Origin of the sequence: Weissella bombi (genome assembly GCF_900094835.1) — a bacterium.
GTDB classification, from domain to species: Bacteria; Bacillota; Bacilli; order Lactobacillales; family Lactobacillaceae; genus Weissella; species Weissella bombi.
In genome coordinates this window covers 65,213-79,929 of the sequence record NZ_FMAO01000002.1, presented here as the reverse complement: position 1 = coordinate 79,929, position 14,717 = coordinate 65,213, and the positions used below count along the sequence as shown (strand labels likewise).

Sequence of the window (14,717 nt, the reverse complement as noted above, 5' to 3'; positions counted from 1 at the left end):
CCGTCAATCTAACTCGATTGACGGCCTTTAAGCTTAATCTTTTTACTTTTCAGTTAACACCCAGTGACCTGCTTCAACTTCAACCATTGATTGATTTTCATAATCAGCTTTAGTTGCGCTATAAGTTGTTGGTTGCTTACCTCTTTCTGTAACCGGATTTGCTACTGGAATCGATTCTAGCAAACTCTTCGTATATGAATGATACGGATTCTCAAAGATTTGTTCCGTCGTACCCAATTCAATTAGATGTCCTAGATGAATAACACCAATATGATCTGAAATATGGCGGACCATTGCCAAGTCGTGCGCAATGAACAATAAAGCACTACCTGTATCTTTTTGAATTTGCTTTAACAAATTAACAACCTGTGCTTGAACTGAAACGTCCAGTGCTGAAATCGCCTCATCAGCAATAATTAATTGTGGATTCATGACAACTGCACGTGCAATCCCAATACGTTGTCGTTGACCACCAGACAACTCTTTAGGATAACGTACCGCAAAGGATTCATCCAAACCAACTGTACGTAACACCTCATACACCAATTTCATTTTTTCAGGTTCACGTAAATCGCGACGATGAATATCTAAACCAACTTTGATAATATCGCTAATCTTTTTACGTGGGTTTAATGATGACATTGGATCTTGAAAAATCATTTGCATATCTGAACGCAACATCTCTTGATTCTTCTTGTTCAACTTACCTGAAATGGTTTCACCTTGAAAAATAACTTTTCCTTCAGTTGGATCATGCAAACGAATAATTGCTCGACCAATCGTTGTTTTACCACTTCCTGATTCACCTACCAAGCCAAACGTTTCACCTTTTTCGATATTAAAAGAAACGTCATCAATCGCTTTCACAACTTCTTGCCTAGATACTGGAAAGTATTGTTTTAAGTGATGTACTTCCAAAATATTATCAGTCATAAACTTCACCTCGCATTCTCATAATGCGTTGTTGTAGTAATTCAGGCATCTCAATTTTAGGTGCTCGTTCATCTAACAACCAAGTTGCTGCTTCATGATGCTCATTCACAGAAAACATTGGCGGCTCTTCTTTAAAATCAATTTCTAACGCATATGGATTACGTGGTGCAAAAGCATCCCCAACGATTTCCTTCGTTAAATCTGGAATCGTTCCATTAATGGTTGGCAATTTCTCTTCATTATCATGGACATCAGGAACCGCTGACAGCAAGCCCCAAGTATATGGATGTCTTGGATCGAAGAAAATATCCTCGCTACTACCAGTTTCAATAATTTTACCAGCGTACATAACGTTAACACGATCAGCAACGTTGGCAACCACCCCCAAGTTGTGAGTGATAAAAATAACTGATAGCCCACGCTCTCGTTGTAACTTCTTAATCAAATTAAGAATACGTGCTTGAATTGTAACGTCCAAAGCCGTTGTTGGCTCATCACAAATTAACAAGCTAGGATCACTAGATAAGGCGATGGCAATAACGATACGTTGACGCATACCACCAGATAATTGATGCGGATATTGATTCATAACCGTATCGATATGACCGATACCAACCATATCAATCAACTCACGTACCTTATCCGTTAATTCTTCTGATGATAAATCACTACTTGATGTCTTAATTGCCTCCGCAATCTGCTTACCAATCTTCATCGTTGGATCCAGTGATGTCATTGGGTCTTGGAAAATCATGGCAATTTGCTTACCTTTAATTTCCTGCTGCATTTTCTCATCGTCAATTTTTAACAAATCAACGGTTTCTTCACCTTGTGGTCCATCATAAGTAAAAGTGATCTCACCACTTTCAATTACTTGGTTAGCTTCATGTTCTCCCATAATTGGCTTAACTGAGGCTGATTTACCACAACCAGATTCACCAACCAATGCCAAGGTTTCACCCTTTTTTAATTTAAAACTTAGCCCTCTAACCGATCTAACTTTGCCTCGGTAAGTCGTATATGATACAGCCAAGTTTTTCACTTTTAAAATTGTCTCTTTCATAAATAACCAACCTCAACTTTCTTCAATCGCATCTCTAATGGCATCAGCAATAATGTTAAATCCCAACATAATTAATGCTAAAAACAGTACTGGGAAAATAACCATGTGTGGGAAAACAATCGCTTGTGTATAACCATCATTAATCATCGTTCCTAGTGATGACAATGGTGCTGGCACACCAAGCCCAATAAAGGCTAAGAATGCTTCCAAGAAAATAGCATTTGGAATTGAAAACATAAACGTTGTTACAATTTGACCCATGGCATTTGGCAAAACTTCTGAAAAAATAATCTTACTATTTGGCATCCCCATCGTTTTGGCTGCCAGAATATATTCTTCATTCTTAATTTTTAATACTTGCGCTCGAACAATACGACTCATATTAATCCACCCGACTAACATCATGGCGGTAATAATACTCATTAGTCCTGGTTTCATAACCAAAACAAGCAATGTCACAATAATAATCATTGGAATCGTGCTTAACACTTCAGTAACACGTTGCATAATAATATCAACTTTGCCGCCAAAGTAACCTGATATTAATCCATATGTTGTTCCAATAATTAAATCGATAATCATCGCAACAAATGCTACCTCAAGGGAAATACCCGTCCCTGCTGCCACACGTGTAAAGATATCACGTCCTAAGTTATCAGTACCAAACCAATGCCCATTTTGACCTGGTGTTAAATTAGAGTTCTGTGGATCTGGCGTATTAGGATTAAAATGACTTAATTGTGGTCCTAAAAATGCGGTTAACGCAATTAAAATAATGACCAATACACTAACTAATGCGACTTTATTTCTAGCAAAATTCCTAAAAACAAGTTGGATAAATGATAGTGATTCACCAGAATAATGATCAACCTTTTGCTCACGGTGAGCTAAAGAAAAGTCGTTATTATTGGTAGTTGATTGCATATTTTTTATCATCTCAATCACCCCTTATCCAATCTGACACGCGGATCAATAATTCCGTACAAAATATCAACAAACAGCATAATACCAATAAACAAAATTGCATAGAAGAATGTAATTCCCAAGACAACATTGTAATCATTGGCTTGGATAGCTGAAATATATGTGGTTCCTAGACCAGGAATCGCAAACGCTTTTTCAACCACCATACTACCGGCGATTAGGTCAATCATTAATGGTGCCAAAACCGTAATGACGGAAATCAATGTATTTCTGACGACGTGCTTTAATACCAATTGTCGACGTGAAATTCCTTTTGAATCAGCTAGACGAATATAATCAGAATGCATGATTTCAATCATTTCTGATCGTGCATACCGCTCAGCACTCGCCATCGTAAACGTACTCAACGCAATTATTGGCAAGATAATAGAGATAAACGGCCGGTCCGCTGAATAGACAGCTGGCAACAAATACAATTGGAATGAAAAGATAATTGATAGAATCAAAGCAACAACGAAGTTTGGCAAACTAACACCAAGAACTGAAATTCCTGTCATTAGACTATCAATCATCGTATTGTGCTTCAAAGCAGCTACAATTCCCATAACAAAGCCACAAATTGCACCTACAACGGTAGCGAGTAGTCCAATAGTTAGTGACACTGGGAAGTGCTGTGCAATGATTTGTGTAACTGGTGTATTTACCTGGAGAGAATATGAAACACCAAAATCACCCATCATCATATTCTTAATATAGTTCCAAAATTGTACTAGAACAGGTTTATCTAAGCCATATTTTGCATACAATGCTTGCACTTGTTCATGAGTCATTTTTTCATCATTAAATGGTGAACCCGGCATGGCTTTCTCCATCAAAAATAGAATAAATGTAATCAAGAAAAGTGTGGCAATAGCAATCAAAATTCTCTTTAAGATGTATTTTTTCATACAATAACCCCTTTTTCTCAAAAAGTAATCCGTTATATAACAAAAAGGCGACCTATTATTAGCATCCGGCCGCCTTTTAACAAGTTACCATTCGCAATATTTCTTTAATCATGTGATACCAGCAATAAAATTTATCGCTTCAAAGTGACATACTTAAACGTATAAGGTACACCTGAAATATGTTGAATTAAGCCATGAATATTTTGTCGTTGCAAAACGGGTGCACCTGATTGATACAATGGTGCAGATGATGCACTATCAATCAATAAATTATTAGCTTGTTGCAACGCATCATTACGCTTAGCAGTGTCATTTGCATACTTTGTTGCCGCATCTGCTAGTAATTGATCATATTCCGGGCTGTTGAACTTAGGGTAATTGCTGACATTGTCAGACTGATACATACTCAAGATTGCTGATGGATCAGCGTAATCAGGACCCCAACGTGTTAATACGGTTTCAAAGTCACCTGATTCCATCTTATCGACACGTGTCTTCTTAGATAGTTGTTGTAGCGTGACTTTCATACCTGGTAAGTTCTTTTCAATTTGTGATTTCATATAAGCAGCTACGTTAGCATATGATGGATCACTATCGTCATACGTAATGGTAAATGCACGTAAGTCGGTTTCTGATTTTGCAGCTTGCCAATAAGTTTTCGCCTTAGTTGGTGAATACGTATAACCTTTTGCCGACTCGTCCGCAAAATCCTTACCATTATTAGCTGTATCTCTATACAAGCCCTTCATAATCATCGACTTAGCTGGTTCAGAACCATCCTTCAAAATATGATTAGTAATAACTTTTTTATCGATAGAACTATTAATGGCTTTACGCAAATCTGCATTGTCCAAGCCCTTTTTCTTCAAATTAATCATCAAATATTGTGTGAAAGGACCTAATTCAGTTTTAAAGGCTTTATCTTCTCTGAACTTCGTTGCTAATTGGCCACTAATTGGTGTGTAATCAGCACTACCATCCTTAAATGCAATTGCTGCCTTTTCCGGATCAGTGATGATATTCATTTTAACGGTCTTAGCTTGGACATGCTTTGCATCCCAGTAACCCTTATTCTTAACCAAAGTGATTTCATTATCACCTAGCTTCCAATCCTTTACCTTATAAGGACCAGCACTAATCAAATTCTTGTCACTTTGGGCAAACTTTTTACCTTCTTTTTTATAAAACTGCTCGTTTACAGGTGCAAATGCATTAAATGATAGCAACTTGTTCAAATAAGGTACTTTACGATCTAAATGTAGTACAAGTTTTTTCTTTCCCTCAGCCGAAACACCTAGACTTGATACAGGTTTCTTACCAGCAACAATATCATCGGCGTTTTTTAACCCAGCTGCTCCTGGTTGAAAGTTAAACCCGGATGCATTTTTAGGATTAGCCAACCGGCGCCAAGCAAAGACAAAATCATCAGCCGTTACTGGTGCGCCATTACTCCATTTAGCGTTTTTTCTAATTGTAAAAGTCTTAGTTTTACCATCTTTAGAAGTTTCTACTTTAGATGCTAACGCCAAATGCACCTTATTTTTGTCATCCACCGAGTACAAACCTTCATATGTGTTACCAACGACCGTTCCTGAACTTGGGTTATATCCTAATATTGGATCCAAAGAATCAATCGGTGACGTTTGCACCATTGTGAATTTTTCTGTACTACCACGCGTAATGTTGCGTGCGTGGTTAACGACTAGACCTGCAGCTCCGGCAACAACAACGAGTGTTCCCACGGTAATTAATACTTTTTTCTTATAAGTCATGTTAACCACATCCCCCTTTCTAACGGACATCAGCATAGAACTGCCCTTATGGAACTTAAGCATCAGACCCTCAATAAGTTGACGACCTGATGCTTAAGTTCGATACGCACAACTCTTCGCTGTACGATTCGAACTTCTTTATTTAATTATTAATAAGCTTGCCCGTGACCAAAACCACCACTAACACCACAAGTATTAGCCGCACTTTGACTAGCCGCCAAGGCAGCTGCTTGTAAATCATGTGTATCAGTATAAGCAACTAAAAATCCGGCAATAAAACTATCACCCGCACCCATTGTGTCGACAATGTCAGCCAACTGCGGTTCTTGATAACAATAAGCATCCTTGCTCATTACCAATGCTGGTTGTCCGCCACGTGTTACGACCACAATATCCGGTCCTTGGGCTAAACATGATTTAGCAAACTCTTCTGCCATTTCATCTGTCATTTCTGACCCTGAGAAAAACGCATAATTAACGTTTGGCAATACTTCAGCTAAATATTCTTCATCTTTAACATCCGAAAAATCATAACCAATTTTCACTGATGACTTTAAAGTCACAAGTTCCTGGTCGATGTTAGCGTCAATTCCAGTATGCAAAACATCATATTCTGAAATATTTTGCACATCTTCCGGTGTTAATCGTAATTTAACCAAATGTTGTGCCGACCCTTTAGGTCCAGCAGCAAATTGACGATCACCATCTGCCGTTATAAAGACGCTTGGTTGTGCAGTGGGTGCATATATTTGACGACAATTAATCAAATCAACATTTTCATCACGCAAAGCTTCTTGAATATGTTCAGCTTGTTTGTCGTTACCAAACACCCCCATATAACCAACGGCTTCTGCACCGGCCTTTTTAGCATCAACTGCTACATTCACACAATTACCACCTGGATAAAAAATGTGACTATCAACGTACGTATCGGCAACGTTATCTCCTACCGTAATTAATTTCATGGGCGCCACCACTTTTAGTACTCTAGCTTCCACATGTAACGACGAACATCTAGTGAGTGACCACGTTCGTAAGCAAATGACTCTGCAATCAAACGATAAACGACACCTGATACGATTTGTGAGTAGTAATCTTGCAAATCTTCGTCAATTAATGACATGTCAAAGTCCTTGTTATCAATAACATATACTTTGTCACTGTGCTTCTTAGCAAAGTCTACAGCACGTTCATCCATTGCACGTGCCTTGCCTAATCCTTCACACATGATGAATGGTACATCAAAGTCTGTAATTTCAAATGGTCCGTGGAAGTATTCACCAGAATGAATGTAAGCACTATTTACCCATTGCATTTCTTGTAACCAGCAAATCGCAAATGAATATGCTTGACCGGCATTAATTCCTGAAGCAACTGAGTATACAAGTGGCTCACGCTTCAACTCTGAAGCCCACTTTGCAATAATTGGTGTGTATTGTTCACGTGTCTTTGTTGTAACATCATTCAAAACATCCAAAGCCTTCAAAGCGCGGTCATACTTTTCGCTTGGGTTAATAACATTTAGGTAAGCAAACAACCAACCGTACAAAACACCTGTGTTTAAGTCTGAGGCATCAGTTTCTGGGCCCCATGCATAATGAATTGTGTATTCAGCTTCTTCTTCAAGTGGTGATTCATCTGCAAAGGCGAAGGCAACTGTCAAAGCGCCCTGTTCGCGGGCATACTTAGTTGCGGCAACTGTTTCAGGTGTTGTTCCAGAATGTGAGCAACTAACTACCAAACTATGCTCACCCAATGCCTTAGGTTCGCGTGTAATAAATTCACGTGATGGCAAAACGGTTGCTGGAATTGTTGTTTCCTTAGTTAATACATATTCGGCTGGTTGCAAAAATGCATGTGAGCCACCACAGGCAACCAAATAAATACTGTCGATATCTCCCTTGGCTTGTGTTGCTTCAATGACTGTCTTAATCTCTTGTTTAAATTGATCCTTCATGACATTCTCCTTGAACTTGAATAATTATTTCACCACTTGTTATATGATGTTATATGCTAATATAAAGTTTATCGCTCATTAAGTCAACACATTAAACTCATTTTTCTATTCATTTTCTAATTTAACGTGAAACAAGACGATTAAAACGCGAACATTAGGATTAATGATTAATTAATTCGTAATAGACAAACATCCGTCCACTTGTTATAACAAGAAGGCGGATGTATAATACATTTGAAAATTCTTTTACCCATCATGTCAACACAACAGGAGCACTTCTATGAGCGAAACAATCGGTGTTATGAAGCCGCTATATCAAAAAATTTATAGCGAAATAAAACAAACCATTATTAACGGCACTCTTTCACAGTCTGAAAAATTGCCTAGCGAAAATGAACTATGCCAAATTTATAACGTGAGTCGTATTACAATCCGAAAAGCCTTAGACTTACTAACTGAAGAGGGTTGGGTTATTAAAATACAAGGTAAAGGTTCTTTCGCTAATCCCGATGCTAAAGTGCGTAGTAAAATGGTGGGTCCTGCTAGCTTTAGTGATTTTGCTTCAGCCCAAGGCAGTACCCACAAAAGCATCATCTTAAAGCGTGAAATTGTGCGCGATAAAAACATCGCCGAAAAATTAGGTATTAACCATAATGAAGATTTATTATTCATTAAACGCGTACTCACATTAAATGAAGAACCGTTAATGATCGACCAAGCTTGGTTACCTGCTAAATTTTTTCCAAATCTATTAACAGAAGTCTCAGAAAAAATGTCCCTTTATAAAACATTGGCAACGCGTTATAACACCTTAGTAGAACACTCGCAAAAAGAATTAAACGTTAGCCTTCCCAATGATGAACAACAACAATTACTTCATATAGAAGCAACCACTCCTGTTTTTGTTGTTAATAAAGTAGCTGCCAATCAAAGTGACATCCCCATAGAAATTTCAGAAATGATCGTTCGTGGTGACAAAATGACTTACCTTATTAGCGATTCAGTACAAGGACAATTTAAATTTAATGAATCAAGTAACTAATGAAGATAAATTGCATGCCGTTTATCTTCATGATAGATTAAACTTGATGACTAAAGAATGGAGGCTATTTTTATGAAAATTAATGTATCACTAGATGACAACAACTTCTTACCGGACAAATATGCTAAATTTGCCCCAGCAGAAAACCGACTAAACGATACGCCAGTTACAAACTTTCCAATTACGGTTGACGAAGTACCTGACGGAACACAGTCACTAGCCGTTGTCTTTGTTGATTACGACTCAGTCCCAGTAGCGGGATTTGTATGGATTCACTGGTTAGCAGCTAACCTACCTGTAGCTGATATACCTGAAGATTTAGTACACAGTGATGTTTCATATACACACGGCACTAATTCAAAGTATGCCCAATATCGTCAAGACAATCCGGCACTAACGCAAAATTATGTTGGTCCAACACCACCTGATAAAACACATGATTACACACTTAAAGTACTCGCAGTAGATACTCAACTAGACCTAGATGACGGTTACTTTTTAAATGACTTCCGTCGTGCCGTAAAAGGACATGTTCTGGCATCAGCATCAGTTGAACTACCGGCACGTAGTAACTAATGTTTCATGTGAAACATTTAATCCAAAAGGGGGGGACATTAATGAATTTAGATGAAAAATTTGCCTACATGGCGACCGGTCAAACATATAATGACCTAGATCCAATCTTAGTATCAGCTCGTGACCGATCAACTAAATTAACAACCGAAATTAACAGCGAAACGGATTCAGATAAAAAAGAACAATTAATTCGAAATTTATTTGGTAGCGTTGGTGTTCACCCCGACTTAAACCCAAATTTCCGTTGTGAATTTGGTCGCAATATCCACGTGGGTGATCACTTCTACGCCAACTATGATTCTGTAATCCTAGATGGTGCCAAAGTGACTATTGGTGACCGTGTTTTATTCGGCCCTAAGGTTGGCTTGTATACCAGTAATCACTCTTTTGATGCGCGCGAACGTGAAATTGGTGGTTGCATTGCAAAGCCAATTACCATTGGAAATCGTTGCTGGTTAGCTGCAAACGTAACCGTATTACCTGGCGTAACTATCGGTGATGACGTTGTCATCGGTGCCGGCAGTGTTGTCACACACGATATTCCAAGTAATGTTGTTGCTGTTGGTAACCCTTGTCACGTATTACGCAAAATTACTGAAGATGACAAAACTGGTTTTGTCGGCCAAGATTTTGTTTAAGTAAAAAAACACTATAAAAAAAGGTAATCCACCCTGTGAAAACGGGATAGATTACCTCTTTTTTATTATTCATGTCGAATCGGCCTAGCAGGATTACCTGCAACAACCGTGTTGCTAGGTACATCATGCGTCACAACGCTACCAGCTCCAACAACTACATTGTCCCCAATCGTTACACCTGGTAAGACAATAACAGACCCACCAAACCAGCAATCATCCCCAATGGTAATTGGTAAATCATACTGCCAACCTTCACGGCGTAACTCTTTGTTTCGCGGATGATGGTTAGGTGTATATAACTGTGTATTAGGTCCTAAGAAACAATTTTTACCAATCGTCACTTTACCAGCACTTAAGATAGTAAAGTTCACGTTAATAAATGTTCCCTCACCAATATACAAATTTTCAGGATATTCAATATTCGTTATTGGAAAATAAAACTCAACATCATCGGCCACATTTGGGGCTAACTCATGTACTTGGCGTAACGCTTCATCAAAATCATTCACAGCAATTTGATCAATGCGTTGGAAAGCCTGAGTACTTGCTTTAACAATTGCCTGTAGTTGTGGTTCCTTACCATATTGGTACCAATCCCCGGCAGCTACTTTTTCAAATATGTCCTTTTTTGCCAAAGCTTCAATATCTGGTTCGTCTAGTTTTTTATGCATTTTTCTCTCCGACTCACCATAAAAACCAAAAATCTCCTCTTTATTATAATTGTTTTATTCAAAATTAGATAGTTATATCTAAAAAAAGCAAGTTACCAACTTATCTATCAGTAACTTGCTTCTATTTACAGCTGGTAAACCAAGTGGCACCCAACCGATTAATTTTTTTATTAATTAGAGACCAAACAAAACTAACAATACTGCAGCCATCACAAAATTCAAAACCATAAATAGTCTCAAAAATGATGATGATGAATCTGGTTCAATTTGACGATAAACTCTAAACCCAATTAAATTAGCCATTGAAGCAATCATCGTTCCTAACCCACCAATGTTAGTTCCTAAGAACAATTCGTGTGCATGATCCGTAAATGTTGAAATCAAAATCGTTGCTGGTACGTTAGAAATAATTTGACTCAACAAGAAACTACCGAATAACACGTGTGATGGTGTATCAAATAAAGTACTAATCAAACTCTGCACAATATGTATGTTTGCTAAATTATTAGTAGCAACAAAAAAGAAAAAGAATGTTGTTAACAAGCCATAATCGACCATTTTAAATATCTTATGATTATAAATAAAGAACACAATCAACATAATTGGCACAATTACATTAAATGGTAACCAACCAAAAATTGTAACAATTAAAATAATACCTGTGATAATCAAGAAAACTAGTGATCGATTTTCAATATGTTCTGCAGGTTTTAAATTAATTGATAGCGGTGTTGCTTTAATGAATCTTGTAATAATAAACATCAGAATCAACGACGCTACTGTCAATGCTCCTGACCACTTAAAGAACTCACCTACGCTAACACCATAGTGTCCAAACAAGAACAAGTTTTGTGACTTACCAAACGGGAACAAGATTGCCCCTGAATTGGCCGCCATAACAATCAAAGTCGAGCCAATAATTTTTAATTGATTTGATAAATCAGATGCTAAACGCAAATAAATTGGCATTAACGTTAAGATAGCAATATCATTTGACAATAACATCGCACCAAAGAATGACAACAATGTCACACTGGTCATTAACGCTCGCGCATGATGACTTCTGCTAACTAACCAGACCGACACAGCGTGTAACACACCTGCATTCTCTAGTAAGCTTACCCAAATCATCATTGTCATTAAACTAAAAATGGTGTGCCAATTAACAGCACCAAAGTCTGGTACCACAAAAAAGGACGTTATGACTGCTAATAACATACTAACAGTAAACATCACGTCGCTTTTTAGGTACGTAAAGATACGATTAATCATGCAGTTTCTTCTCTTCCTCGATTGCCTTACCATTGGCATTTGCTAGTCTAATTATTTCATATGACTTAGCAGCCATTAACGATGTTATCCCAGCTGATAATGTCATCACTGGTACTAACAACACGGCCAACTTTGCCGTTGTAATTGTTACATCATGACGATTTTTAAAAATCATGGTTGATCTCCTTAATCTGATTCTCAAAAAATAATAAAGACACAATTATATTATCAAGAAATCTGAATCAATACGCAACAATTTTCTCGTAACATAACGCCTTTAAATTATTAATGTTTAGTCACTATTTTTTAAAAATCAAATACTTTTACAGTAACAATGTCAAAGGTTCGACATATAGCGAACCTTTGTAACACAAAACATTAATTTTGTTAATAAATTACTTGTAATAATCTTTACAATAAATTTTATGTTTTATTTATGCCTTATTGATACTATATCACCTAGTAATTCTATCTTTACAGAAGCGCTTTCACATTTATTTTCATTGAAAAATATTAAATATATATGTTTTAAGTAGGTAAATTTTGTGTAAATTTTCTTCAATTTGGTATTATTTCCTAATTTTGTTACAATAGTTGCTATTACCAGAAGGAGGATTTATGAAGTCAAAGAAAACAAAAAAGATTGGCTTATTTCAACTTGTTATGCTGACGCTTGGATCACTGATTGGTTCAGGTTGGCTATTTGGATCTTGGGAGGCAACCCGCGTTGCTGGACCAGCCGCAATCATCTCATGGGTTATTGGTGGTATCGTCATCGCTTCTATCGCCTACAACTACATTGAGTTAGGAACAATGTTCCCTGAGGCTGGTGGTATGAGTCGTTATGCGCAATACTCACACGGACCTTTACTAGGATTCATATCGTCTTGGTCAAACTGGGTATCTTTGATTGCATTAATTCCAATCGAAGCTGTTGCAGCAGTCCAATATATGAGTTCATGGCCTTGGTCATGGGCTAATTGGACAAAACAATTCTTTAGTAATGGTGAAATTACGACTGCCGGACTATTTCTAGTTTTTGGATTCATGCTCTTGTTCACCTTAATTAATTTTTGGTCAGTGACATTATTAACACGATTCACTAACTTTATTTCAATTTTCAAAATTGGAATTCCGACACTTACCGTTATTATGTTGACACTTTCAAGTTTTCATACTGGTAACTATGGACATTCATTACATGAATTCATGCCTTATGGTTCTGCTCCTATTTTCTCAGCAACAGCAACCGCAGGAATTGTTTTCTCATTTAATGCCTTTCAAACTGTTATCAATATGGGAAGTGAAATTAAAAATACTAAAAAGAATATCAGCCGTGGTATCTTCTTATCATTGTTAATTAGTGGTATTATCTATGTTCTTATTCAAAGTGCATTTATTACAGCAATTGATCCGGCAACCTTAGCAAAACATGGCTGGAGTGGGATTAACTTTAGTTCACCATTCGCTGACTTAGCTATCTTGTTAGGTATTCATTGGTTATCTGTTCTATTATATCTAGATGCCTTTATTTCGCCAGTTGGTACTGGTGTATCATTTGCTGCTTCTACTGGACGTGTCCTATTTGCTATGGAAAGTAACAAGCATGTGCCTAAATTCTTAGGTAAATTAAGTGGTAGATTCCATATGCCACATGCTGCTATGTTAACTAATTTAGTTATCAGTATGTTGATGGTCTCAGTGTTCCGTTCTTGGTCAGTACTGGCAACTGTTGTCTGTGCCTCAACGTTAATTGCTTACTTAACTGGTCCAGTTACAACTGTTGCTTTCAGGCACTTAGCTCCTGATTTCAAACGTCCAGTTAAATTACGCTTCATATCAATTATGGCACCATTAGCTTTCGTATTAGCTTCATTAGCCATTTATTGGTCAATGTGGCCTACCACAGTAGAAGTTATCATTGTCATCATGTTAGGACTACCAATTTACTTTTATTATGAATATAAAGCAAAGCACAACGATACCCTTAAAGCTTTCAAATCAGCTTTGTGGTTAATCGTTTATCTAATCTTTATTTCAATAATCTCATTCATTGGTAGTCACGAATTTAATGGTATCAATTGGATTCACTATCCTTGGGACTTTGTCGTTATTGTTGTCGTCTCATTAATTTTCTATTACTGGGGTGTCAAAAGTGCCAAAGTATTCCCTGATTACTATAAAGCCAAGGAACTTAATCAAACGGTTAAAGAATAAATAACAAAAAGAGGTTGGAAAAAATTCCAACCTCTTTTTAACTACCTAATATTCTTAATAACCAATCAGCACCATATAACATCCCCAAACTATATATAAAAATAGAAAGTGGCTTACCAATCAGCAAAATTAATGTGAATTCACGCCAAGTCATTTTAGTTAGACTTGTAAGCAATACCAAAGCATCATCCGGTGCTACCGGTGAAAAGATTAGTAACGCAAACGTCCAATGCCAACCTTTAGAATCCAAGCGTCCAATATATTTGTTTAACGTATCTTCACTGACAAATATATCAATAATCCGTCGTCCATAACGTCGTCCCAACCAAAACAGAATCATTGAACCCAAAACAATACCAATGTAATTGTACAAAAATCCTAACCAAGGCCCAAACATAACTACGCCGGCTGCCAACGACACACCACCTGGTAAAATTGGAATCACGACTTGAATAATCTGTATAAAAATAAAGATAATGGGTGCCCAGATACCATACTTTTTCAAAACGTTAATCAAAGTATCCGTATCATTAAACATACCGATTTGATATAAACGAACAATTAACCAGCCTAACAAGATCAACATAATCACGGATACTATTCTTATTAAAAATCGTATATAACGTGTGTTCATGTCATCCCCCAAATGCATTTTTAAGTTTTATTGTATCTAAATGTAACAAAAAAAGCCAGAAAACCATCAAA

General features: G+C 37.1%; 15 protein-coding genes. 4 read left to right on the top strand and 11 right to left on the bottom strand.

Annotated elements, in window-relative coordinates; all coding sequences use genetic code 11:
* Nucleotides 1–42: 42 nt before the first annotated feature.
* From GA0061074_RS02525 to GA0061074_RS02495, 7 genes are all read right to left on the bottom strand, one after another.
* Nucleotides 43–933, bottom strand: coding sequence for an ATP-binding cassette domain-containing protein (locus tag GA0061074_RS02525; protein ID WP_092461541.1), 891 nt, complete (start codon nt 931–933; stop codon nt 43–45).
* Nucleotides 926–1,996, bottom strand: coding sequence for an ABC transporter ATP-binding protein (locus GA0061074_RS02520; protein WP_092461539.1), 1,071 nt, complete (start codon nt 1,994–1,996; stop codon nt 926–928). Before GA0061074_RS02520 ends, GA0061074_RS02525 begins: the two co-directional genes overlap by 8 nt.
* Nucleotides 1,997–2,008: 12 nt before the next feature.
* The gene (locus GA0061074_RS02515) at nt 2,009–2,932 is read right to left on the bottom strand and encodes an ABC transporter permease (RefSeq protein WP_092461538.1); all 924 of its coding nucleotides are present in this window, start codon (nt 2,930–2,932) and stop codon (nt 2,009–2,011) included.
* 5 nt (nt 2,933–2,937) lie between these two features.
* Nucleotides 2,938–3,867: an ABC transporter permease gene (locus tag GA0061074_RS02510; RefSeq protein WP_092461537.1), complete on the bottom strand. Its 930-nt coding sequence runs from the start codon at nt 3,865–3,867 to the stop codon at nt 2,938–2,940.
* A gap of 131 nt (nt 3,868–3,998) precedes the next feature.
* A complete protein-coding gene (locus tag GA0061074_RS02505) occupies nt 3,999–5,639 on the bottom strand; it encodes a peptide ABC transporter substrate-binding protein (RefSeq protein WP_159426644.1) in 1,641 nt (546 codons plus the stop codon).
* A 149-nt stretch (nt 5,640–5,788) separates the two neighbouring features.
* Nucleotides 5,789–6,604, bottom strand: a complete 816-nt coding sequence (locus tag GA0061074_RS02500; RefSeq protein ID WP_092461535.1) for a PfkB family carbohydrate kinase — start codon at nt 6,602–6,604, stop codon at nt 5,789–5,791.
* A 14-nt stretch (nt 6,605–6,618) separates the two neighbouring features.
* Nucleotides 6,619–7,596: an SIS domain-containing protein gene (locus tag GA0061074_RS02495; RefSeq protein ID WP_092461534.1), complete on the bottom strand. Its 978-nt coding sequence runs from the start codon at nt 7,594–7,596 to the stop codon at nt 6,619–6,621.
* Nucleotides 7,597–7,876: 280 nt separating this feature from the next.
* On the opposite strand from GA0061074_RS02495, the gene GA0061074_RS02490 reads away from it, so the two are divergent.
* The 3 genes from GA0061074_RS02490 (at nt 7,877) to GA0061074_RS02480 (ending at nt 9,852) form a co-directional block, all read left to right on the top strand.
* The gene (locus GA0061074_RS02490; protein ID WP_092461533.1) at nt 7,877–8,638 is read left to right on the top strand and encodes a GntR family transcriptional regulator; all 762 of its coding nucleotides are present in this window, start codon (nt 7,877–7,879) and stop codon (nt 8,636–8,638) included.
* A gap of 72 nt (nt 8,639–8,710) precedes the next feature.
* Nucleotides 8,711–9,214, top strand: coding sequence for a YbhB/YbcL family Raf kinase inhibitor-like protein (locus GA0061074_RS02485; RefSeq protein WP_092461532.1), 504 nt, complete (start codon nt 8,711–8,713; stop codon nt 9,212–9,214).
* 41 nt (nt 9,215–9,255) lie between these two features.
* A complete protein-coding gene (locus GA0061074_RS02480; protein ID WP_092461531.1) occupies nt 9,256–9,852 on the top strand; it encodes a sugar O-acetyltransferase in 597 nt (198 codons plus the stop codon).
* 65 nt (nt 9,853–9,917) lie between these two features.
* Here the strand turns inward: GA0061074_RS02480 and GA0061074_RS02475 are convergent, their stop codons facing one another.
* The 3 genes from GA0061074_RS02475 to GA0061074_RS02465 form a co-directional block, all read right to left on the bottom strand.
* Nucleotides 9,918–10,523, bottom strand: coding sequence for a sugar O-acetyltransferase (locus GA0061074_RS02475; RefSeq protein WP_092461530.1), 606 nt, complete (start codon nt 10,521–10,523; stop codon nt 9,918–9,920).
* Between the two features lie 174 nt (nt 10,524–10,697).
* Nucleotides 10,698–11,795: an SLC13 family permease gene (locus GA0061074_RS02470; protein WP_092461529.1), complete on the bottom strand. Its 1,098-nt coding sequence runs from the start codon at nt 11,793–11,795 to the stop codon at nt 10,698–10,700.
* Nucleotides 11,788–11,970 (bottom strand): hypothetical protein, encoded by a 183-nt coding sequence (locus tag GA0061074_RS02465; protein ID WP_092461528.1) that lies wholly within the window; start codon nt 11,968–11,970, stop codon nt 11,788–11,790. The genes GA0061074_RS02470 and GA0061074_RS02465 overlap by 8 nt, the downstream gene beginning before the upstream one ends.
* Nucleotides 11,971–12,413: 443 nt before the next feature.
* Here GA0061074_RS02465 and GA0061074_RS02460 point away from each other — a divergent pair, with 443 nt between their 5' ends.
* Nucleotides 12,414–14,012 (top strand): APC family permease, encoded by a 1,599-nt coding sequence (locus tag GA0061074_RS02460; protein ID WP_092461527.1) that lies wholly within the window; start codon nt 12,414–12,416, stop codon nt 14,010–14,012.
* Nucleotides 14,013–14,049: 37 nt separating this feature from the next.
* On the opposite strand, the gene GA0061074_RS02455 is transcribed toward GA0061074_RS02460, so the two are convergent.
* The gene (locus GA0061074_RS02455; RefSeq protein ID WP_092461526.1) at nt 14,050–14,646 is read right to left on the bottom strand and encodes a TVP38/TMEM64 family protein; all 597 of its coding nucleotides are present in this window, start codon (nt 14,644–14,646) and stop codon (nt 14,050–14,052) included.
* Between the last annotated feature and the right edge of the window lie 71 nt (nt 14,647–14,717).